The organism is Plantactinospora sp. DSM 117369, from assembly GCF_053764795.1.
This window is the reverse complement of the sequence record NZ_CM132446.1, coordinates 3,436,674-3,458,107: the sequence shown is the minus strand read 5'-3', so window position 1 is coordinate 3,458,107 and position 21,434 is coordinate 3,436,674. Positions and strand designations below refer to the sequence as shown.

Genomic DNA, 21,434 nt, shown 5'->3' with positions numbered 1-21,434 from the left:
CCCGATCTCAGCCGCCGTGGCAGGTGGCGGGTCCGCCGTCGCCGGGTGTGCCGCAGTGTGTCGCCGTGCTCGCCGGCACGTCCAGGGTGGGGTTGCGGTCGAAGAAACCGTCCGGCCGCAGCGTGAAGCCGCACCGGTCCACCGGCATCACCGGCCACTCCTCCGGGCGGGGGAAGTGGGTGGTGCCGAAGGTGTGCCACAGCACGATGTCCTCGCCGTCGATCGGCCGGTCGGCCGCGACGTACTCCGGCAGCCCGGCGTGGCCCGGGTGCTGGTTGACCAGGTCACCGGCTGGGTAGCGCTGCGCCGGGTCGTACCGGGTGACCCAGAGCGAGCGGGTGGCGAAGGCGGCCCGGCGAGCCACCGAGGAGTCGGGGGCGGCCAGCAGCACCGTCTGGCCCTCGGGGCGGAGTTGGTAGCCGACCGGCCGGCCGAGCCGGCCCAGCCGCTCCGGGTTGGAGATCCGCCAGGTCCGGCCGACCGAGGCGTCGGCGTCCCGGGCGCCGTCCGACTCCGACGACAGCCGGGTCGCCACCCGGGTGAAGGCGTTGCCGTACGGGTTCTCCGGGCCGACCGGCAGGGCTCGGACGTCCACCTCGTCGACGGCGTTGCGGGTCCCGTCGACCGTGACATCGAGCCGGGCGCTGAACAGGTGCTGGTGGTACGGCGCACCGAGCCCCGGCGCCACCTCGGTCGCGTACCCGCTGCCCTGCCGGTACGCCGAGGTGAAGAGCACCCCGGTGGCCTTCACCTCCAGTTGGATGGTGCCGTCGAGGTAGAGGTACCAGTAGAAGCCGTAGTCGTAGTTGCCGACGGTGGCGAAGTAGGAGATGACGAGGCGGCGCTGCCGGCGGGTCTCCGCCGACTCCGTGAACAGGTCGGTGTGCTTCCACAGCACCCCGTGGTCCTCCTCGTGCAGGCAGATCGCGTTGCGCACCTCGCGCGGCTCGCCGGCCCCGTCGGCGAGGATCGCGTCGAAGTAGTAGATCTCGCCGAGGCAGTCGCAGCCCAGCACCAGCGAGTTCGCCTGCTGGCCGAGGAGGTATTCCCCGGCGTCGAAGTAGTTCTGCCAGAACCGCACCGGGCTCGGGTCGGCGTACGGGACGACCATCTCGGCGACCGAGGCGCGGTAGAGCACCGGGCGCTCCCGGCCGCCGTCGGTGATGCCGAGCTGGTGCAGCACCAGACCCTCCCGGGGGTCGAAGCCGACCCGGAAACTCCAGTTCTCCCAGCGCACCACGTCACCGTCGACCGAGAAGCTGGGCCCCTCCGGCTGGGTGATCTCGATCGGCTTCAGGCTGGTCCGGGCCGGGCCGGTATAGGCGGTGTCGTCGAAGTTGCCCTCCTCGGCCGGTACCGGCAGCAGTTCGTGGTCGATCAGCTCGACGACCCGGCGCTCGATCAGGTCGACGTACGCCACCACGCCGTCGATCGGGTGCGCCCAGCAGTGGTCCTCGGGCCGGTGGGCCAGGAAGGAGAGCACCCGCAGCAGCCGCCGGCCCCGCTCGCCCGGCAGGTCGAAGTCGCCGGCCGAGAGCGGGCAGGGCCGGACCAGGTCGAGTTCGGTGATGCCCCGGCGTTCCATCGCCGCCCGCCAGCCCGGGTCGGCCTTGACGATCTCGTCGACCGCGACGAACTCCTCCAGCATGATCGGCGGCTGTCCGTCCCGGGCCGCGTCGTGCTCGCGTACCGAATCGACGGTGCCGCTGGTCACCGAGGCCAGCACGGTCCGGGCGACGCCGGTGGCGACGTCGAGGAGTACCGCCCGGACCCGGCGGTCCACCGGATCACCCGGCCGGTACGCCAGCACCACGTCCTTGGCCGGCTCCTCCAGGGCCAGCAGGGCGAACCGGGTGGTCGGGCCGAGCAGCCCGTGCCGGTCCAGCAGGGCCCGGGTGGCCCGGATCTCGTCGGCGGTGAGCCGGGCCAGTGGATGTCCGTCGGTGACGCCCGCCCCGGAGCCGGCGGGCCGGTCGTCGCTCAGAAGAGTCATAACGTCCCTCGTCGATTCGCGGACCATTCCGAGCCGACCTAACCCGAATCACTCTCGGTTGTCCATAGCCGACGGCGCGTGAAGTTGCGGCGCCCGCGCATCGCCGCCGCCTGCAAGGGCGACCGCCGCCGGGTGGGGCACAATGCTTCCCGGCACCCAGTTACCCTACGCCGGTCCCGGCGACGGGTGAGGGCGGAACCGAGTGGAGAAGGCGGAACAGGACGTGACAACCTCTGCGCAGCCGCGCTCTGTGCACCAGCGGATCGCCGAGGAGCTCGGCGTACACGAGCGGCAGGTACGGGCCGCGGTGGACCTGCTCGACGGCGGGTCGACCGTGCCGTTCATCGCCCGTTACCGCAAGGAGGCCACCGAGTCGCTCGACGACACCCAGTTGCGCACCCTGGAGGAGCGGCTGCGCTACCTGCGGGAGCTGGAGGAGCGCCGGGCGGCGGTGCTGGAGTCGATCCGTGGCCAGGGCAAGCTGGACGAGGCGCTGGAAGCGCAGATCATGGCGGCCGACTCGAAGGCCCGGCTGGAGGACATCTACCTGCCCTACAAGCCGAAGCGGCGGACGAAGGCGCAGATCGCCCGGGAGGCCGGGCTGGAGCCGCTGGCCGACACGCTGCTGGCCGATCCGTCGCAGGACCCGCGCACGGTGGCGACCGGCTTCGTCAACCCGGACGCCGGGGTGGCCGACCCGACCGGCGCGCTGGACGGTGCCCGGGCCATCCTGGTGGAGCGGTTCGCCGAGGACGCCGACCTGATCGGCTCGCTGCGCGAGAAGATGTGGTCGCGGGGCCGGCTGGTCTCCCGGGTACGCGACGGCCAGCAGGAGGCCGGCGCCAAGTTCGCCGACTACTTCGACTTCGCCGAGCCGTACACCAAGCTGCCCTCGCACCGGATCCTGGCGATGTTCCGGGGCGAGAAGGAGGGCATGCTCGACCTGACCATGGACCCGGAGGAGGCGCCCGCGCCGGACGACGCCCCGGTCGGGCCGACCCGCTACGAACAGGAGATCGCCGCCCGGTTCGGCGTCGCGGACCGGGGACGGCCGGCGGACCGCTGGCTGGTCGACACGGTGCGCTGGGCGTGGCGTACCCGGATCCTCATCCACCTCGGCGCCGACCTGCGGATGCGGCTCTGGCAGGCGGCCGAGGACGAGGCGGTCCGGGTCTTCGCCACCAACCTGCGCGACCTGCTGCTCGCCGCGCCGGCCGGTACCCGCCCGACGATGGGGCTGGACCCGGGGCTGCGTACCGGGGTGAAGGTGGCGGTGGTCGACGCGACCGGCAAGGTGGTGGCGACCGACACGATCTATCCGCACGAGCCGCGCCGGCAGTGGGACGCCTCGATCGAGACGCTGGCCAAGCTGGCCCGGGCGCACAAGGTCGAGCTGGTCGCGATCGGCAACGGCACCGCCTCCCGGGAGACCGACAAGCTGGCCGGCGACCTGATCAAGCGGTACGCCGACCTGAACCTGACCAAGGTGGTGGTCTCCGAGGCCGGCGCCTCGGTCTACTCCGCCTCCGAGTACGCCTCCCAGGAGCTGCCCGGCCTCGACGTCTCGCTGCGCGGCGCGGTCTCGATCGCCCGCCGCCTCCAGGACCCGCTGGCCGAGCTGGTCAAGATCGACCCACGCTCGATCGGCGTCGGGCAGTACCAGCACGACCTCTCCGAGGTGAAGCTCTCCCGCTCGCTGGACGCGGTGGTGGAGGACTGCGTGAACGGCGTCGGGGTCGACGTCAACACCGCCTCCGCACCGCTGCTGACCCGGGTCTCCGGGATCGGCGCCGGGCTGGCCGAGAACATCGTGCTGCACCGGGACGCCAACGGCCCGTTCCGGACCCGGCAGGCGCTCAAGCAGGTGCCCCGGCTCGGCCCGAAGGCGTTCGAGCAGTGTGCCGGCTTCCTGCGCATCCCCGGCGGGGACGACCCGCTGGACGCCTCCAGCGTGCACCCCGAGGCGTACCCGGTGGTCCGGCGGATCCTGGCCAGCACCGGCGGCGACCTCTCCGCGCTGATCGGCAAGACCGCCGTGCTGCACAAGCTCAGGCCCGCCGAGTACGTGGACGACACCTTCGGGCTGCCGACCGTGACCGACATCCTGAAGGAGTTGGAGAAGCCGGGCCGGGACCCCCGACCGGCGTTCCGGACCGCGACCTTCGCCGACGGGGTGGAGAAGATCGGCGACCTGTTGCCAGGGATGCTGCTGGAGGGCGTGGTCACCAACGTGGCCGCGTTCGGCGCGTTCGTGGACGTCGGGGTGCACCAGGACGGCCTGGTACACGTCTCGGCGATGTCCCGGACCTTCGTCAAGGACCCGCGGGACGTGGTCAAGTCCGGTGACGTGGTCCGGGTGAAGGTGCTGGACGTGGACGTACCCCGGAAGCGGATCTCGCTCACCCTGCGGCTGGAGGACGAGGCCGAGCCCCGCCCCGCGCGGGACCGGGGTGGCGACCGCACCGGCCAGCCGCGCCAGGGGCGCGGTGGTGGCGGCGGCGGGCGGTCCGGCGGCGGGAACCGGTCCGGCGGCGGCCAGGGCGGCGGGTTCGGCGGCGGCGCGCTGGCCGACGCGCTGCGCCGGGCCGGGCTGGACAAGGGGCTGGACGGCAACCGCCCCGGGCGGTAGTTCCGCGACGGACGCCGCGACCGGCCGCCGGCCGGTCGCGGCGCGCCCGGTCAGCCTCGTGGCGGGCGGGGCCGGTCAGCCTCGTGGCGGACGGGCCGGTGGTCAGCCACCGCCGGTACGGTCCGGGACGGAACGGGGTGGGCTGGTCGGGTCGGGTTCGCCCCGGGGAGCCGGCGCGGAACGGGCCCAGCGGAGCCAGGCCGGCCGGGCGGCGGCGACCCGTTCCCACCACAGCCGCTGCACCAGCAGGGTCAGCACGCCGGCCACGACAATCGCGCAGAGGTTGATCAGCAACTGGACGAGCGATCCGAGCGCCTCGTCGAAGACGCCGTAGCCGAGCGCGACCGCGACGTTCGCCGCGGCCGGGACCGTGGTGACCGAGATCAGCACTCCGACCAGCGAGCCGGACCGGTTCGAGGTGACCGAGAGCATCCCGGCCACCCCGGCCAGGAAGCCGACCACCCAGGAGAGCGCGTCGGGCCGCCAGATGAAGTCGGTCATGGGTCGGTCGGCGAGCAGCATCGACCGGTCGATCAGGCCGGCGGCGGTCAGCGTCCAGGTGCTGAGCACGGTCACCGCCATCGCGGTGAGGAAGCCGACGCCGAGCGCCAGCAGCGAGCGCCGGATGACCGACCCGCGCCAGCGCAACAGCGCCACGCAGAGCGCCGCGAGCGGCCCGAACTCCGGGCCGACCACCATCGCGCCGACGATCAGGATCGGCTGGTCGAGCAGCACCCCGATGCCGGCGATGATCGTGGCCAGGGTGATCAGCAGCAGGTACGTCACCGAGAGCCGGGTCTCCTCGCCGGTCTTCTGGGCGATCTCGTCCCAGACCACCGCGTCGGTACCCAGTCCCGGTGCCGCCCGGGCGGCCCGGTCGGCGGCGGCCGAGAGGGTGACGTCCACCCCGTCGCCGACCACCCCGCCGGCCCGGTCCACGCCGAGGGTCCGCAACGCCTCCAGTACCTCGTCGGCACCCTCCCGGACGACGTCGCAGAGCACCACGTCCCCGGGCGGGGTGCGGGCGGCGCCGGGCAGCACGATGAGGTGCGCCACGGCGGGGTCGGCGGAGAGCATCTCCTGCACGGCCGCGGACCGGTCGGTCGGCACGATGATCCTCAGGTGCAGCACGCCAGTCACCCTCCCCACTCCGGCCACGGGCCCCTCGTGGGCCGGTCGGCGACGACTCTAGTGCGCCGTGCCGGTCGATCCGGACGCTCGACGGCATATACCCGGCGGCCGTGATGCCACAGAGTCATCATGATGCCCCGGTGGTATCACGACGAAATTGACAGTGCCGGTCGGGAAGCCCGGCAGGGCCAGGTCGGGAAGCGCGGAAGGGCCGGCTCTATCCGGCACCGCCGGCCGGCCCGAGGTGCGCCTCGCCGGGACCAGCGCGCAGCCCGGCCGCCGCATCGGCCCGACGCAGGGCCAGGGTCTCCCGGATCCGGCGCCGGACGGCCGACCGCCGGGCCTGGTCAGCCGTCCCGGACCGGCCGGCCGCGCCGGGTACGACTGAGCTCTCTTTCGACATGCCGGCACGGTAGGAGCCCAGATATGCGGAAGCTGTCAAGAACGTGTGCGCACCGGGTGCGGGCCGCCGTCTGACCGTTTCCGGATCGCGACTTCATCACATCTTCACCGCTGCGGCGCTCTAATCGATGCCGCCCAGGAGCAGGCAGAATGGGGAGCGATGAGCGCGAGGATACTGGTCGCCGAGGACGACCCGAAGCAGGCCAACCTGGTCCGGGTCTACCTCGAACGGGAGGGCCACAGCGTGCTGGTCGTCGGCGACGGCCGGGCCGCCCTGGAGCAGGTCCGGTCCCGCCGCCCCGACCTCGTGGTGCTGGACGTGATGATGCCGGTGGTGGACGGGCTCGACGTGTGCCGGATCCTGCGGGCCGAGTCCAACCTGCCGATCCTGCTGCTGACCGCCCGGACCACCGAGGACGACGTACTGCTCGGGCTGGACATCGGCGCCGACGACTACCTGACCAAGCCGTACAGCCCACGGGAGCTGGCCGCCCGGGTCCGCGCCCTGCTGCGCCGCTCCGGGGTGCTCAGCGCGGGCAACCAGGCGGTGCTCCGGGTCGGTGACCTGGAGGTCGACCCCGGCCGGTTCGAGGTGCGGATCGGCGGGCGGCTGGTCACGCTCACCGCCAAGGAGTTCGGCATCCTCGAGGTGCTGGCCGGCGAGCCGGGCCGGGCGTTCACCCGGGCTCAGATCATCGACCGGGCCTTCGGGTTCGACCACTACGTGCTGGAACGGACCGTCGACGCGCACGTGATGAACCTGCGCCGCAAGATCGAGGTCGACCCGGCCGAGCCGCGCTACGTGCAGACCGTCTTCGGCCGGGGCTACCGGCTGGCGGAGCAGCCCGGCGGGGAGCGGAGCCCGGAGGACGCCGCCGCCGGGGCGGACCCGTCGGCGTGAGCTTCCGATTGCGGGTACTCGGTCTGGTGATGCTCGTCGCGGTCAGCGCGACCGCCGCGACCCTCTGGCTGGTACTCCGGCAGGCGTCCCGGCAGATCGACGAGTCCGGCGCCGCCGCCGCCTCGGTGGACCAGGTCACCACCGCGCTCACCGACTACGGCCGCCGGCACGGCACCTGGGAGGGCGTCCGGGATCTGGTCGTACGCCTTGGCGTGCAGACCGGGCAGCGCATCCACCTGGTCGCCGAGTCCGGCTGGGTACTCGTGGACACCGACCGCGAGAACGATCCGGACCGGGCGGTACGCCCACTCGGCACCGTGGTCGGATACGTCAATCCCCGCCCCACGCTCAACCTCTCCGGGGCGATCGCCGATCCGGCGGCGGTCGCCGCCAAGGAGCTGTACCGGTACCGCACCGGTGTCCGGTTCGCCGCCTGCCTGACCCGCAACGGCGTCGAACCGACCCAGACGCCGGGCCGGTTCGGGGTGCCCGAATACGACCTGAACTCGGTCCTATCGACCAACCCGAGGCTGAATCGGAGCTGCCTCGACCAGGCGACCCAGTCCGAGCAGGCGAGCACGGCCGCCATGGGGGACCTGTCGGCCGCGTGCGCCGTCGACGACCCGAGCGAGCCGACGGACTACTGCCTGGCCGAGGCGTTCAACGACCGGATCGCGGAGGTGGCGCCCGAGCCGGCCCGGGTCATCCTCGGCGTCGGCGACGAGGGCAACCGTGCCCTGGTGGTCGGCCCACTGCTGGCCGCCGCGGCCGGGGTGGCCGCGGTGGCGATCATCGCGACCGCCCTGCTCAGCCACCGGGTGCTGCGCCCGATCGCGATCCTGACCGCGGCCTCCCAGCGACTCGGCCGGGGCGACCTGGCCAGCCGGGTGCCGGTGCAGGGGAACGACGAGATCGCCGTACTGGCCCGGTCGTTCAACCGGATGGCGGACTCGTTGCAACGCGGCGAGGAACGCCAGCGCCGGCTGGTCGCCGACGTGGCGCACGAGTTGCGTACCCCGCTGGCCAACCTGCGCGGCTATCTGGAGGCGCTCTCCGACGGGGTGATCGACCCCGATCCGGAGTTGTTCGCCTCGCTGCACGAGGAGGCGGTGCTACAGCAGCGGATCGTCGACGACCTCCAGGATCTCGCCCTGGCCGAGGCGGGCAGCCTGGCGTACCACCGGACAACGGTCGACCTGGCCGAGCTGCTGGAGACGTGTCGTACCGCCCACCGGGCCGGTGCCGACGCGGCCGGGGTGACCCTGGAGGTCGGCGCCGAACCGGTCGCCGTGCACGCCGACCCGGACCGGCTGCGCCAGGTGGTCGGCAACCTGATCACCAACGCGCTGCGGGCCACCGCCCAGGGCGGTCGGGTGACGCTCACGCTCCGCCGGGAGGGCGACTCCGCGGTGGTCCAGGTCGCCGACACCGGTTCGGGGATCGCCCCCGAGGCGCTGCCGTACGTCTTCGACCGGTTCTGGCGGGCCGACTCGGCGCGCGGCCGGCAGACCGGGGGCAGCGGGCTGGGCCTCTCCATCGTCCGGCAGATCGTCACCGACCACGGCGGCGTCATCCGGGTCGCCAGCCAACCGCAGGTCGGCACCACGTTCACCATCACCCTGCCGGTCCGGCCGGCCTGACGGCGCACCTCTCGGCCCGGGCGACGGGCAGCCGCCGCTACCGGCGGATGCCGGCCCAGTCGTGGTGCCGGCGGACGGTGGAGAGGATGAAGTCGACGACCCGGCGCGAGGTGTCGGTGACCTGGTAGTCCGCCGGGCAGGGCACCCCGGCCGCCGCGACCTGGTCGACGGTGACCTCGACCGCCTCCAGCACGCCGGCCGGGTCCAGACCGGTCATCACGATGCCGCCCGCGTCCAGCGCCTCCGGCCGTTCGATCGACTCCCGCAGGGTCACCGCCGGGAAGCCGAGGATCGCCGCCTCCTCGCTGATCGTCCCGCTGTCCGACAGCGTGCAGCGGGCCTGCGACTGGAGGCGTACGTAGTCGAAGAGCCCGAACGGCTCGTGGAACGCGATACCGTCCAGTGTGGACGCGTCGGCGGCCAGTGCCTCCAGCCGTTTGCGGGTACGCGGGTGCGTGGAGACCAGCACCGGCAGCCGCCAGGTGTCCCGGACGGCCCGCAGGCAGTCGAGCAGCCGGCCCAGCCGCGCCGGGTCGTCGACGTTCTCCTCGCGGTGCGCGCTGACCACGAAATAGCCGCCCGGCTCCAGTTCGAGCTGGCGCAGGATCGTCGAGGCGGCCACGTCCGGCCGGTAGTGTTCCAGCACCTCGCGCATCGGCGAGCCGGTGTGCAGGATGCGGCGCGGGTGCAGCCCCTCGGCCAGCAGGTTGCGCCGGGCGTGTTCGGTGTAGACCAGGTTGAAGTCGGCGACGTGGTCGACCAGCCGCCGGTTGGTCTCCTCCGGCACGTTCAGGTCGAAGCACCGGTTGCCGGCCTCCATGTGGTAGACCGGCACCCGCATCCGCCGGGCCATCAGCGCGGCGATGCAGCTGTTGGTGTCGCCGAGCACCAGCAGCGCGTCCGGGCGCAGCTCGGTGATGGCCTGCTCGATGCCGGTCAGCACCCCGCCGAGCACCCGGCCCAGCGAGGTGGTGTCGACCCGGAGGAACCGGTCCGGCTCGCGCAGCCGCAGCTCGGTGAAGAAGACCTCGGAGAGGTTCCGGTCCCAGTTCTGCCCGGTGTGCACCAGCAGGTGCTCGACCGTACGGTCCAGCCGGTCCAGCACCCGGGAGAGCCGGATGATCTCCGGTCGGGTCCCCACCACCGTCATCACCCGGGTCATCGCGGCGTCACCCCTGTCTCTCGATCGGGCCGCCACCGCCGGAGGAACCGGCGGGTGGTCGCCCGCCCGAGGCCGCCCGCCGGCGGTACGGCGCTCTTGGTCAGCAGGTCCTCCACCTGGTCGGCGCCGACCCTCAACGACATCCGCTCCCGGTAGACCTCGCGGGCCCGCCGGCCGAGCGCGGTCCGGACCGCCGCCGGCAGCGCCGCCGCCTCGGCGAACCGGACGGCCAGCGCGGTCGGGTCCTCGGGCCGGCAGACCAGGCCCACCCCGGTCGACTCCACCAGCCGGGCCGCGTCACCGGCCGCCGAGACGACCACCGGGGCGCCGCAGGCGAGTGCCGCCTGGAGTTTGGAGGGCACGGTGCCGCGCAGCCCGGGCAGGTCCCGCAGGCAGACGAGCTGGTAGTCGGCCGCCGCGTAGAGGTCGGCCATCTCCGCCGGCCGGCGCCGGCCGAGGAAGCGTACGTTGTCGGCGCCCAGCTCGGTGGCGAGCCGGCGGGCGCGCTCCTCCTCCGTACCCGAGCCGACCAGGACCAGGTCGACCCGGTCCCGGGCCGCGTACGCCGCCCGGATCGCGGTCTCGACCCGCTGGAACGGCCCCATGTTGCCGGCGAACATGACGGTGCAGCGGCCCCGGTGGCCGAGCGCGGCCCGCGCCGACGCGGTCGCCGGCACCGGGCGGAACAGCCGCTCGTCGGTCCAGTTCAGCACCACCCGGACCTTGCCCGGGTCGGCGCCCCGCGCCACCACCAGCTCGGCCATGGACGGCGAGATGACCGCGATCGCGGTGGCGGACCGGTAGAGCCGGCGCATCGTCGCCGACAGGAGGCCCTCGATCATCCGGCCGGCGCCGCCACCGGGACCCATCGCGGACGCGGTGACCGACTCCGGCCACATGTCCTGGACGTGCAGCACGATCGGGATCCGCCGGACCAGCCGGACCAGCGCCGCCGCGGTGAACGCGGTCGCGGGCGGATGGTAGACGTACAGCGCGTCGGCGCCGGTCAGATAGCCCGGGGCGGCCAGCGCGCTGGTCGTGGCGAAGCTGACGAAGTTGGCGGTCCGGCCGAGCGTGGACGAGTCATGGCTCGGATAGACCGGCACCCGGCGTACGGTGACGGCGTCGCTGCCTTCGTCGGTGCCGCCGCCCGGCCCGGGCCACCGCTGCCGGTAGCCGGGATAGATCCGCCCCTCCGGATAGTTCGGATAGCCGGTGAGCACCCGCACCCGGTGCCCACGGGCGCCGAGTTCCCGGGCGAGTTCGCCGGGGACGAAGACCGGCTCGGGCGGATACCACTGGGTGACGAAGCCGATCCTCACCCGACCACCACCGGCGCCGTCACGGCAGGTTCCGCCACCGGCTCCGGATAGGTGTCGGGCCGCGCGGGGTCGAAGAGTTCGTTCGCCCAGAAGAGGGTGAGCAGCTCGCCGTCGCCGGTGTTGGTGATGTTGTGCGCCCACATCGTCGGCATGTCGACCACCACCGGCTCGTCACCGCCGACCCGGAACCGCAGCACCTCGCGGTACCCGACCCGGCGCAGCGCGATCTCGGCGGTGCCGCGCAGCACCGCGAACCGCTCCACCTTGGCCAGGTGGAAGTGTTCGCCCCGGGTGACCCCCGGCCCGCTGGTCGAGGCGAACGTCTGCCCGGCCCCGCCGTGCGCCTTGACCACCTCGACCAGCGCGCCGCGCCGGTCGGCGTGCCGGACCAGCGGCCGGGGATGGTCGGCCGGGAAGCGGTGCGACCGGTAGGTGTTGAACAGGCGTACGTCGTGCCGGTCGGCCAGTGGCGGTATCTCCCCGGTGCGGTAGGTCCGGGCGAGCCCGGCCAGCCGGTCGGCCAGGGCACGCACCCCGATCCGCAACGCCGGCATGCCCGCGTCCCAGGGCACGGTCGGGGCGGCGGTCCCGGCCGGCTGCGCGGCGGGGTCGGTGGGCGGCAGGCCGAGCAACCGGGCGGCGGCGTCCAGCGCGTGCACCAGGGTCAGTTCGCGGTCGTCGCGCACCTGGGGCGGGTCGCCGTCGGCCAACTGGCGGCAGAAGGTGGCGACCACCGAGTTGTAGTGCGGACGGCCGTGTTCGCCGTACAGGTTCGGCAGCGGGACGTCGTCGAAGGCACACCGGCCGTGCACCGCGCCGGCCAGGGTGGCGGCGGCGGCCCGCTTGGAGTCACCGTACGGGGTGCCGTTGCCGGCCTGCACGGAGTTGGCGAAGACCACCGTCTCCGGCGGGATCGGGCACTGCCGGAGTCCCCGGGCCAGCGCGGCGGCGAGTTCGACGTTGCCAGCCGCCACGTCGGCCGGGTCACCGCGGTTGACGCCGGCCAGGTGCAGCACCCGGTCGGCCCCGCCGACCGCGGCCGCGACGCTGACCGGATCGGCCAGGTCGACCCGGGTCAGCACGACCGGGTCGGGCCAGCCGAGGGCGCGGACCAGCACCCGTACGTGCCAGCCGAGGAATCCGCCGGCACCGGTCAGTACCAGCCTCACGGCGCCATCGCCAGGTCTCGGGCGGCCAGCTCGGCCCGGATCTCCGGCAGGCTCCGCAGCAGTTCCACGATCTCGGGTACGCCGAGCCGGGGCGCGTTGGCCGAGTTGAAGTCCTCGCCGCCGGGGCAGGTCGGGTCGCCCTCGGAGACGTAGAGCGCGTAGTTGAGGTCGCGGGCGTCGAGTGGTACCCGGAAGAACTCGCCGAAGTCCTCGGCCTGGGCGATCTCCTCCCCGCTGGCCAGCGTCTCGTGCAGCTTCTCGCCGTGCCGGACCCCGATCAGGTCGAGTTTGGCCGGTACGTCGAAGAGCTGGCAGAGCGCGGTGGCCAGGTCGCCGATGGTGCAGGCACTGGCCCTGCGGACGAAGATGTCCCCGGTCCGGGCGTGCATGAAGGCGTGCTCGACAAGCTGCACCGACTCGGCCAGCGACATCAGGAACCGGGTCATCGCCGGGTTGGTCACCGTCGGCGCCCGGCCGGCCTTGATCTGCTCGACGAAGAGCGGGATGACCGAGCCGCGGGAGTACATCACGTTGCCGTAGCGCACGCAGGAGACCGTGGTCCGGCTGCCCGGGTGGTGCCGGGCGTGCGACTGGACGACCTTCTCCATCAGGGCCTTGCTCATCCCCATCGCGTTGACCGGATAGACCGCCTTGTCGGTGCTGAGCACCACCACCGAGGACACGCCGTTACGCTCGGCCGCCTCGACGACGTTGGCGCTGCCCAGCACGTTGGTGCGGACCGCCTCCAGTGGGAAGAACTCGCAGGACGGCACCTGTTTGAGGGCGGCGGCGTGGAAGACGAAGTCGACGCCCCGGCTCGCCCGCAGCATGCTGTCGTAGTCCCGGACGTCCCCGACGTGGTAGCGGACCCGGTCGTCGCCGAGCCGGTGCCGCATCAGGTCCTGTTTGGCCTCGTCCCGGCTGAGTACCCGTACCTCACCGACGTCCTGGTCGAGCAGCCGGCGCACCATCGTCTGGCCGAAGGAACCGGTGCCGCCGGTGATCAGGACCCGGCGGCCAGCAGGCAGAGATGTCACTGGTGCTCCGTTCGCGCATGCGGGTCGGCCGGTCCGGCGTCTCGTCGAGGTCTGCGGCTCGACCGTGCCCTTCCCCCGGTCCGGACCGTTGGTGTCTGGTGTGCCACCTCCGTCAACGACGGGAGTGGCGACAAGTCACGCGTACCGGACAATAGTTATCTGGTGCAGTTATTATTGAATTTTTATTCATATATGGCTTGATACTTACTTCTGTCCTATCAGTCTGATAGAACACTTGCGGTCAGCTTGCTGTTCCGGCTCTGGAGGCCCCCACCTGTGGATCTTTCTGAACGCCCGCCGTCGCCGGAGCCGGGCAGCCCGCCGGACACGTCCCGCTCACCCGACCCCGTGCTGCTCTCCCCGCCGGACGTCGGGCCACTGGAGGAGTCGTACCTGATCCGGGCGCTCCGGTCCGGCTGGGTCGCGCCGCTCGGGCCCGAGGTCGACGCCTTCGAGCGCGAGGTCGCCGACCGGGCCGGCACCGCGCACGCGGTGGCGTTGAGTTCGGGTACGGCCGCACTGCACCTCGGCCTGCTCGGCCTGGGTGCCGGACCCGGCCGGACGGTGGTGGTGCCCACCCTGACCTTCGTGGCCACGACGAACGCGGTCGTCTACACCGGCGCGGAGCCGGTCTTCGTCGACTGCGACCCGGCGACCGGGAACGTCGACGTGCCGCTGCTGGCAGCGCTCCTCGACGAGCTGCGCGCCGCCGGGCGCGACGTCGCGGCGGTGATCCCGGTCGACATGTTCGGCGCCTGCGTCGACTACACCCGGCTGACCCCGGTCTGCGCGGCCGCCGGGGTGCCGGTGCTGGAGGACGCGGCCGAGGCGCTCGGCGCCAGCCACGCCGGACGGCCGGCCGGTGCCTTCGGCCGGGCTGGCGTCTTCTCGTTCAACGGCAACAAGATCATTACCACCTCCGGCGGCGGCATGCTGGTCACCGACGACGGCGCCCTCGCCGACCGGTGCCGCTACCTGGCCACCCAGGCCCGGCAACCGGTGCCGCACTACGAGCACACCGAGATCGGCTACAACTACCGGCTCAGCAACCTGCTGGCCGCCGTCGGCCGAGCCCAGCTACGCAGGCTGGACCGGATGCTGGCTCGCCGCCGCGAGCTGCGGGAACGCTACGCCAAACTCTTCGCGACCGCGCCCGGGGTACGGCTGCTCGCCGAGGGCGACACCGGCGCCAACTGCTGGCTGACCATCGTCGTCGTCGACCCGGCCACGGCCGGCTGGCGGGCCGGCGAACTGGCCGCACACCTGCACGCGGCGCGGATCGAGACCCGTCCGGTGTGGAAGCCGATGCACCTGCAACCGGCGTTCGCCGGGACGGCGGGGGCGATCACCGGCGCCGCGGAGCGGCTCTTCACCGACGGCCTGACCCTGCCCAGCGGCTCCGGCCTGACCGAAGCGCAGGTCAACCGGGTGCTGGACGCCATCGCGAGCTTCCTGGAGGCCCGAGCGTGACTACCCGCCACCGGCGGTACGACCGACGCAAGCGCGTCCTCGACATGCTGGTCGCGGCCGTGCTGCTCGTGTTGCTCTCCCCCGTCCTGCTCGGCTGCGCCGCCGCGGTGGCGCTGGCACTGGGCCGCCCGGTGCTGTTCCGGCAGAACCGGCCCGGCCGGGACGGCCGGCTCTTCGAGCTGCGCAAGTTCCGCACCATGCGACCGGTCTCCCCCGGCCGGACCAGCGACGCGGACCGGCTGACCCGGCTCGGCCGCTGGCTGCGGGCGACCAGCCTGGACGAGCTGCCGACGCTGTGGAACGTGCTGCGCGGCGACATGAGCCTGGTCGGGCCGCGCCCGCTGCTGGTGGGCTACCTCGACCTGTACACCCCGGAACAGGCCCGCCGGCACGAGGTGCGGCCCGGCATCACCGGCCTGGCCCAGGTACGCGGCCGCAACGCGCTGAGCTGGGAGGAGAAGTTCCGCTACGACGTCGAGTACGTCGACGGCCGGTGCCTCGCGCTCGACCTGCGGATCCTGCTGGAGACCGTGCTCCAGGTGCTGCGCCGGCAGGGGATCAGCGCGCCGGGCAGCCCGACCATGCCGGAGTTCACCGGCAGCCGACCCGTCGGTGCCGAGCCGGGGCCGGGCCGGGGCGCGGACTCGTGACCACCGATCTGGTAGTCGTCGGCCTCGGCGGGCACGGCCGGGAGGTGCTCGGCATCGTCCGGGCGATCATCGCCACCGGCCGGGCCCCCGGTTGGCGGGTGATCGGCTTCGTGGACGACCACCCCGCCGAGCCGAGCCTCAAGCTGGTCCACCGGCTCGACGTGCCGTACCTCGGCCCGGTCGAGGAGCTGCGGCAGGCGTCACCGGGCACCGCCGTGGTGCTCGGCATCGGCGATCCCCGGATCCGGCGCACCGTCGCGGACCGGATCGACGGGTACGGCCTGCCGGCCCCCGCACTGGTGCACCCGGACGCGACCGTCGGCCCGGACACCGTGGCCGGGGACGGGCTGGTGGTCTTCGCCGGAGCCCGGGTCACCACCAACGTACGGCTGGGCCGGCACGTGCACCTCAACCAGAACTGCACCGTCGGCCACGACAGCGTGCTGGCCGACCACGTGTCGGTGAACCCGCTGGCCGCGATCTCCGGCAACTGCGTACTCGAGGCCGGGGTGCTGGTCGGGACGACCGCGGCCGTACTCCAGGGGTTGCGGGTGGGCCGGGACGCCACCGTGGGCGCGGGCGCCTGCGTGGTCCGGGACGTGCCGGCCGGCACGGTGGTCAAGGGGGTGCCGGCGCGGTGACCGCGACGAAGGGCAGCGGTATCCCGCACCCGCGGGTCAGTGCCGACGGCCCGGTTCCACCGGTCGACCCCGGCGACGTCGTGCTGGACGCGGCCGGCGGGGACCGGGGCGGCGCCGCCCGGTGGCGGGGCGAACTGGACGCGTACCTGTCCGGGGTGCCGGGGCGGCCCCGGGTGATCGGCCGGGGTCAGCAGCTCAGCCCCGGCTGGCTGCTGAGCCGGGAGCGGCTGGTCCGCCGTGCCCGGCTGGTGGTCGCGCCGAACAACGTCTCGTTCGGCTACGCCGGCGACGAGCGCCGGGTGCTGCTGCGCAACGCCCTGCACTTCCTCTACCCCGACGAGGAGCACCTACTCGGCCGGCTGCCCCGCTCCTTCCGGGCCCAGATCCCGGTCATCCGCCTCCTGCTGCACCGGGCCGACCTCGTCGTCGTACCGTGCGGCGCGATGGCCGAACGGGTCGTCCGGCACGTCCGGGCGGTACGCGACCGGATCGTGGTGCGACCGCATCCGGTGACCCCGGTCGACGGGTGGGCCCCGGACGACCGGACCTTCCTGCTCGTCCCGGTGGTCGCCGCCGGCTACAAGAACCTGGTCCCGCAACTGCGGATGCTGCTCGACACGTTGGGTCGCGACGGGCTCGGGCCGGCCGGGCGGGGCGGCGGTCCGGAGGCCGGCGGCATCGAGGTCCTGGTCACCGCCCGCCCCGGTGACCTGCCGCCGGACGTGACGGCCCATCCGGCGCTCCGGGCGATCGGCGTGGTCCCGCACGACCGGCTCCTCGAGTACTGGCGTCGGGCCACCGCCATCTTCTATCCGTCCTCGCTGGAGTCGTTCGGCTATCCCCTGGCCGAGGCCCGGGCCAGCGGAATCCCGATCATCGCGCCGGACACCGCGCAGGCCCGGGAGGTCGCCGGCCGGGCACTGCTGTCGTACCAGCCGGACGATCCGGAGAGCTTGGCGGCGGCGCTGAGCCGGATCCGGGAGCCGGTGTCCGCCGACCCCGCTCCGTTCGACCGGGCCGACTACTTCGGCTGGCTGCTCGGTTCCGACGTCTGCGCCGGGAGCGGCCGATGAGGGACGGCGCCGGACTGGACCTCTCGCACCCCGGACAGCGCCGCGCGTCCACCCCGGCTTCCGCCCGCGGCCACGACGGACCGCGAAGGGAGGTCGGCAAGGGTGCGCTGGTCGTGCTGGGCACCTCCGGACATGCCCGCGAGATACTCGCCATCGCCGAGGCGGCCGGCGGCTACGAGCTGCTCGGCTGTCTCGGCCCGCGCCGCGCGGCGGAGCTGGCCCGGCTGCCGGTCGACTGGCTCGGCCCGGACGACTGGCTGCGGGACGCCGACGACACCGTCCGGTACGTGCTCGGCGTCGGCTCGGGCGCCGTGCGGACCCGGCTCGACGGGCAACTCGGCCCGTACCGGCCGACCCCGGCCCGGCTGGTGCACCCGGCGGCGGTGGTCGGCCCGGCCGTGGGACTCGGCCCGGGCACCGTGCTCTGGCCCGGGGCCGTGCTCACCGCCGACGTCGTGACCGGCCGGCACGTGCACGTGGGCACGAACGTCAGCGTCGGGCACGACGCCGTCCTCGACGACTTCGCCACGCTGCTGCCGGGCTGCACCGTCGCCGGCTCCACCCGGATCGGGCCGGGCGCGACGGTCGGCGCCGGCGCGACGGTGATCGACGGGATCTCGGTGGGCGCCGGGGCGATGGTCGGCGCCGGTGCGGCGGTGGTCCGGGACGTGCCGGCCGGCGCCGTGGTGGTCGGGGTGCCGGCCCGGCCGATCGAGCGGCGAGACCACTGAGTTTCGACAGACCACCGAGGGATCCGCAGGCCGGTCGCGCTCCGGCCCGGTCGCGGACCGCAACTCCGAGAGGGCAGACGATGCCGAAAGTCGCGCTGATCACCGGGATCACCGGTCAGGACGGGAGCTATCTCGCCGAACTCCTGCTCGGCAAGGGCTATGTCGTACACGGGCTGAAACGCCGGTCGTCGAGCTTCAACACCGAGCGGATCGAACGGATCGACCTGCACCCCCGGGATCCGGACGCGCACCTGTTCCTGCACTACGGCGACCTCTCCGACGCGGCGGCGCTGACCGGGCTGCTTCGGGACATCCGGCCGGACGAGGTCTACAACCTCGGTGCGCAGAGCCACGTCCGGGTCTCCTTCGAGATCCCCAACTACACCGCCGACATCACCGGGCTGGGCGCGATCCGGATGCTGGACGCGATCCGGACCGCCAAGCTGGACTGCCGGTACTACCAGGCGTCCTCGTCGGAGATGTTCGGTGCCACCCCGCCGCCGCAGCGGGAGACCACCCCGTTCCACCCGCGCAGCCCGTACGCCTGCGCCAAGGTCTTCGGCTACTGGGCGGCGGTGAACTACCGGGAGGCCTGGGGCATGTACGCCGCCAACGGCATCCTGTTCAACCACGAGAGTCCCCGGCGCGGCGAGAACTTCGTGACCCGCAAGATCACTCGGGCGATCGCCCGGATCGAGGCGGGCATGCAGGACAAGCTCTACCTCGGCAACCTCGACGCGGTACGGGACTGGGGATACGCCCCCGAGTACGTCGAGGCGATGTGGCTCGCGCTCCAGCAGGACCAACCCGACGACTACGTGGTGGCCACCGGCACCGGACACACCGTACGGGAGTTCCTCACCGCCGCCTTCTGCTACGCCGGCCTCGACTGGGAGAAGTACGTGGCGATCGACCCGGCGTACTACCGGCCGTCCGAGGTGGACGCGCTGATCGGTGATGCCACGAAGGCCCGCCGGAAGCTCGGCTGGGCGCCGAAGACACTCTTCGCCGACCTGGTCCGGATCATGGTCGACGCCGACCGGCAACTGCTGGCGGACGAGCGCACGGGCCGGCTGGTCCGAGTGGACCGGTAACCGGGCCCGCCGGAAGGGACGACCAGGTGGACATCAAGATCGACGGCAGTGCGATCCTGCCCGGACACTCGGCCGGAGTGGAGGCCTTCACCTACGGCCTGCTCCGTGGACTCGCCGCCGACGAGGCGCACCGGATCGAGGTGACCATCGTCCGGGGTACCCGGCAGAGCTGGCGACGCGAGGTGCCCGACGACGCGCGGGTGCGCTGGACCGAGGTCCGGCAGCCGCTCCGGCCCGACGCCCCGCTCGGCGGGGGGCTGCGCCGGATGCTGCCCCGGCAACTCCGGTCCGCACCGCTGGCGCACCGGCTGGTCACCCGGCTGCGCAACCGGGCCAACCCGGTGGCCGCCGACGACGACCGGGTCACCCTCTATCCGTTCGGTGGCGTGCCGGCCCGGGCCCGCCGCTCGGTGGTGGTGGTGCACGACATGCGCCGGTTCCACCTGCGCTACGACTCCGCGCCGATCACCGACATCTTCGCCCGGAACATCGCCGAGGCGGACGCCCTGGTCGCCTCCTGGCCACACCCGTACCAGCAGCTCCTGCGCACCTTTCCGGAGGTCGCGGCGAAGACGGCGCTGATCCCGCTGCCGGTCTTCCACGCCCGCCCGGCCGGGGCGGCCTCGGAACCCGATCCCGGTCTGCTGCTCTATCCCTCCTCGACCGCGCCGCACAAGAACCACCTCAACCTGCTGGAGGCGCTCACCCGGCTGCCGGAACTTCGGCTCGTCTGCCCCGGGCCGCTGGTGGAGCCGCAGGCCGGGCAGCTCACCGCCCGCGCGTCGGCGGCCGAGTTGCGTACCCGGGTCGTCTTCCCCGGCTTCGTGCCGGTGCGGGCGCTGGAGCGGCTCTACGCCCGGGCCACCGCCGTGGTCGTACCGTCGCTGTGGGAGGCGGCCAGCGGCGCCATCTTCGAGGCGTTCAGTTGGGGCCTGCCGGTGGCCTGTGCCGACGTGGAGCCGCTGCGTGCCCAGGTCGAGTTCGCCGGTGCCGAGGTGTGCTACTTCGATCCGCACGACCCGGACTCCATCGCCGCGGCCGTCCGCCGGCTGCTCGCCGACCGCGCCCGGTACGCGGCGGCCTCGCGGCGCGCGGCCGACCGGCTGGCGACGCGTACCTGGACCGAGACCGCCCGGGACTACGCCGCGGTACTCGACTGGGTGGCCGGCGGCCGCTCCGGTCCGGTCCCCCAGTCGTCGTTCCTGAACCCAGACGCCGTTGGAGGCAGCCCGTCATGAACCCCGCACTGCGCTATCCGGTCGCCCGGCCGTCCCTGACCGAACTGGAGGAGGCGTACGTGCTGGACGCCCTGCGCAGCGGTTGGGTCTCCTCGCAGGGGCCGTACCTGCGCCGCTTCGAGGCGGAGTTCGCGGCCCGCTGCGGCACCCCGACGGCGGTGGCGACCGGCAACGGCACGGTCGCCCTGCACCTGGTGCTCGCCGCCGCCGGGATCGGCCCGGGCGATGAGGTGATCGTTCCGGCCCTGACCTACGTGGCCACCGCCAACGCGGTCACCTACTGCGGCGCCCGGCCGGTCTTCGTGGACGTCGACCCGGCGACCTGGTGCCTCGACGTCGACCGGGTCGACGCCGCGATCACCGCACGGACCAAGGCGGTGCTCGCGGTCGACCTGTACGGGCATCCGGCCGACTACCCCCGGCTCCGGGAGGTCTGCGCCGCGCACGGCATCCTGCTGGTCGGCGACGCCGCCGAGTCCTTCGGCGCCCGGCTCAGCGGTACCGGCGCCGGTGCGCTGGCCGACGTCACCACCTTCTCGTTCTTCGGCAACAAGATCCTGACCAGTGGCGAGGGCGGCTGCGTCACCACCTTCGACCCGGCACTGGCCGAGCGGATGCGACTGCTGCGCAACCAGGGGATGGATCCGCAACGGCGCTACTACTTCCCGATGGTCGGCTTCAACTACCGGCTCACCAACCTGGCCGCCGCCCTGCTCTGTGCCCAACTGGAGCGCGGTACGGCGATGGTGCAGCGCCGGCAGCAGATCGTGGCGACGTACGAGAAGGCGTTCGCGGATCTCGACGCGCTGACGCCGCAGCCGGTGGCGGTCGGTGTCGAGCGTGCCCCGTGGATGGCGTCCTTCCTGGTCGGCCCGGCCGGCGACGGTCAACTCCGGGACCGGCTGGCGGCGGAACTGGACCGGCTCGGTGTCGAGACCCGACCGTTCTTCGTGCCGATCCCGGACCTGCCGCCGTACCGGTCGGACCGGGACGGCGGTTTCCCGGTCACCGCCGACCTGAGCCGGCGGGGCATCAACCTGCCGACCTATGCCGACCTCACCGACCCGGAGGTGCTGGACATCGCCGACCGGGTGCGTACCGCGCTGGCCCGGCTGTCGACCGCCGGACCGGCCTGACCACCGCCGGTCGCG

The 21,434-nt window shown here is 73.2% G+C and carries 18 protein-coding genes; 11 read left to right on the top strand and 7 right to left on the bottom strand.

What is annotated here, in order from left to right; all coding sequences use genetic code 11:
- Positions 1 to 7: 7 nt before the first annotated feature.
- Positions 8 to 1,993 (bottom strand): primary-amine oxidase, encoded by a 1,986-nt coding sequence (locus tag ACSMXO_RS15205; protein ID WP_455418232.1) that lies wholly within the window; start codon positions 1,991 to 1,993, stop codon positions 8 to 10.
- Positions 1,994 to 2,216: 223 nt separating this feature from the next.
- Between ACSMXO_RS15205 and ACSMXO_RS15200 the strand changes: the two genes are divergently transcribed.
- Positions 2,217 to 4,622, top strand: a complete 2,406-nt coding sequence (locus ACSMXO_RS15200; RefSeq protein ID WP_455418231.1) for a Tex family protein — start codon at positions 2,217 to 2,219, stop codon at positions 4,620 to 4,622.
- 102 nt (positions 4,623 to 4,724) lie between these two features.
- On the opposite strand, the gene ACSMXO_RS15195 is transcribed toward ACSMXO_RS15200, so the two are convergent.
- A complete protein-coding gene (locus tag ACSMXO_RS15195; RefSeq protein WP_455418230.1) occupies positions 4,725 to 5,753 on the bottom strand; it encodes a DUF389 domain-containing protein in 1,029 nt (342 codons plus the stop codon).
- Between the two features lie 217 nt (positions 5,754 to 5,970).
- Positions 5,971 to 6,156 (bottom strand): hypothetical protein, encoded by a 186-nt coding sequence (locus tag ACSMXO_RS15190; RefSeq protein ID WP_346258627.1) that lies wholly within the window; start codon positions 6,154 to 6,156, stop codon positions 5,971 to 5,973.
- Positions 6,157 to 6,315: 159 nt separating this feature from the next.
- Here ACSMXO_RS15190 and ACSMXO_RS15185 point away from each other — a divergent pair, with 159 nt between their 5' ends.
- Positions 6,316 to 7,056, top strand: a complete 741-nt coding sequence (locus ACSMXO_RS15185) for a response regulator transcription factor (RefSeq protein WP_455418229.1) — start codon at positions 6,316 to 6,318, stop codon at positions 7,054 to 7,056.
- The gene (locus ACSMXO_RS15180) at positions 7,053 to 8,696 is read left to right on the top strand and encodes a sensor histidine kinase (protein ID WP_455418228.1); all 1,644 of its coding nucleotides are present in this window, start codon (positions 7,053 to 7,055) and stop codon (positions 8,694 to 8,696) included. The genes ACSMXO_RS15185 and ACSMXO_RS15180 overlap by 4 nt, the downstream gene beginning before the upstream one ends.
- A 37-nt stretch (positions 8,697 to 8,733) precedes the next feature.
- Here the strand turns inward: ACSMXO_RS15180 and wecB are convergent, their stop codons facing one another.
- The 4 genes from wecB to ACSMXO_RS15160 are packed head-to-tail and all read right to left on the bottom strand — an operon-like array spanning position 8,734 to position 13,386.
- Positions 8,734 to 9,858: a non-hydrolyzing UDP-N-acetylglucosamine 2-epimerase gene (gene wecB / locus ACSMXO_RS15175; protein ID WP_455418227.1), complete on the bottom strand. Its 1,125-nt coding sequence runs from the start codon at positions 9,856 to 9,858 to the stop codon at positions 8,734 to 8,736.
- Positions 9,855 to 11,180 carry a glycosyltransferase family 4 protein gene (locus ACSMXO_RS15170; RefSeq protein ID WP_455418226.1) on the bottom strand — a complete coding sequence of 442 codons (1,326 nt, stop codon included), beginning with the start codon at positions 11,178 to 11,180 and terminating at the stop codon, positions 9,855 to 9,857. The genes wecB and ACSMXO_RS15170 overlap by 4 nt, the downstream gene beginning before the upstream one ends.
- Complete coding sequence (locus ACSMXO_RS15165; RefSeq protein WP_455418225.1) at positions 11,177 to 12,349, bottom strand: polysaccharide biosynthesis C-terminal domain-containing protein; 1,173 nt, start codon at positions 12,347 to 12,349, stop codon at positions 11,177 to 11,179. Before ACSMXO_RS15165 ends, ACSMXO_RS15170 begins: the two co-directional genes overlap by 4 nt.
- Positions 12,346 to 13,386 (bottom strand): polysaccharide biosynthesis protein, encoded by a 1,041-nt coding sequence (locus tag ACSMXO_RS15160; protein ID WP_346258621.1) that lies wholly within the window; start codon positions 13,384 to 13,386, stop codon positions 12,346 to 12,348. The genes ACSMXO_RS15165 and ACSMXO_RS15160 overlap by 4 nt, the downstream gene beginning before the upstream one ends.
- Before the next feature lie 348 nt (positions 13,387 to 13,734).
- On the opposite strand from ACSMXO_RS15160, the gene ACSMXO_RS15155 reads away from it, so the two are divergent.
- The 8 genes from ACSMXO_RS15155 (at position 13,735) to ACSMXO_RS15120 (ending at position 21,419) form a co-directional block, all read left to right on the top strand.
- Positions 13,735 to 14,856 carry a DegT/DnrJ/EryC1/StrS family aminotransferase gene (locus ACSMXO_RS15155; RefSeq protein ID WP_455419242.1) on the top strand — a complete coding sequence of 374 codons (1,122 nt, stop codon included), beginning with the start codon at positions 13,735 to 13,737 and terminating at the stop codon, positions 14,854 to 14,856.
- Positions 14,853 to 15,506, top strand: coding sequence for a sugar transferase (locus ACSMXO_RS15150; RefSeq protein WP_455418224.1), 654 nt, complete (start codon positions 14,853 to 14,855; stop codon positions 15,504 to 15,506). The genes ACSMXO_RS15155 and ACSMXO_RS15150 overlap by 4 nt, the downstream gene beginning before the upstream one ends.
- A complete protein-coding gene (locus ACSMXO_RS15145; protein WP_455418223.1) occupies positions 15,503 to 16,147 on the top strand; it encodes an acetyltransferase in 645 nt (214 codons plus the stop codon). The genes ACSMXO_RS15150 and ACSMXO_RS15145 overlap by 4 nt, the downstream gene beginning before the upstream one ends.
- A complete protein-coding gene (locus ACSMXO_RS15140) occupies positions 16,144 to 17,220 on the top strand; it encodes a glycosyltransferase (RefSeq protein WP_455418222.1) in 1,077 nt (358 codons plus the stop codon). The genes ACSMXO_RS15145 and ACSMXO_RS15140 overlap by 4 nt, the downstream gene beginning before the upstream one ends.
- Complete coding sequence (locus ACSMXO_RS15135) at positions 17,217 to 17,951, top strand: NeuD/PglB/VioB family sugar acetyltransferase (protein ID WP_455418221.1); 735 nt, start codon at positions 17,217 to 17,219, stop codon at positions 17,949 to 17,951. Before ACSMXO_RS15140 ends, ACSMXO_RS15135 begins: the two co-directional genes overlap by 4 nt.
- Positions 17,952 to 18,031: 80 nt before the next feature.
- On the top strand, positions 18,032 to 19,045 hold the full coding sequence (gene gmd, locus ACSMXO_RS15130; protein WP_455418220.1) for a GDP-mannose 4,6-dehydratase: 1,014 nt from the start codon (positions 18,032 to 18,034) through the stop codon (positions 19,043 to 19,045).
- 26 nt (positions 19,046 to 19,071) lie between these two features.
- Positions 19,072 to 20,283: a glycosyltransferase gene (locus tag ACSMXO_RS15125; protein WP_455418219.1), complete on the top strand. Its 1,212-nt coding sequence runs from the start codon at positions 19,072 to 19,074 to the stop codon at positions 20,281 to 20,283.
- A complete protein-coding gene (locus ACSMXO_RS15120; protein ID WP_346258614.1) occupies positions 20,280 to 21,419 on the top strand; it encodes a DegT/DnrJ/EryC1/StrS family aminotransferase in 1,140 nt (379 codons plus the stop codon). Before ACSMXO_RS15125 ends, ACSMXO_RS15120 begins: the two co-directional genes overlap by 4 nt.
- The last annotated feature ends 15 nt before the right edge of the window (positions 21,420 to 21,434 follow it).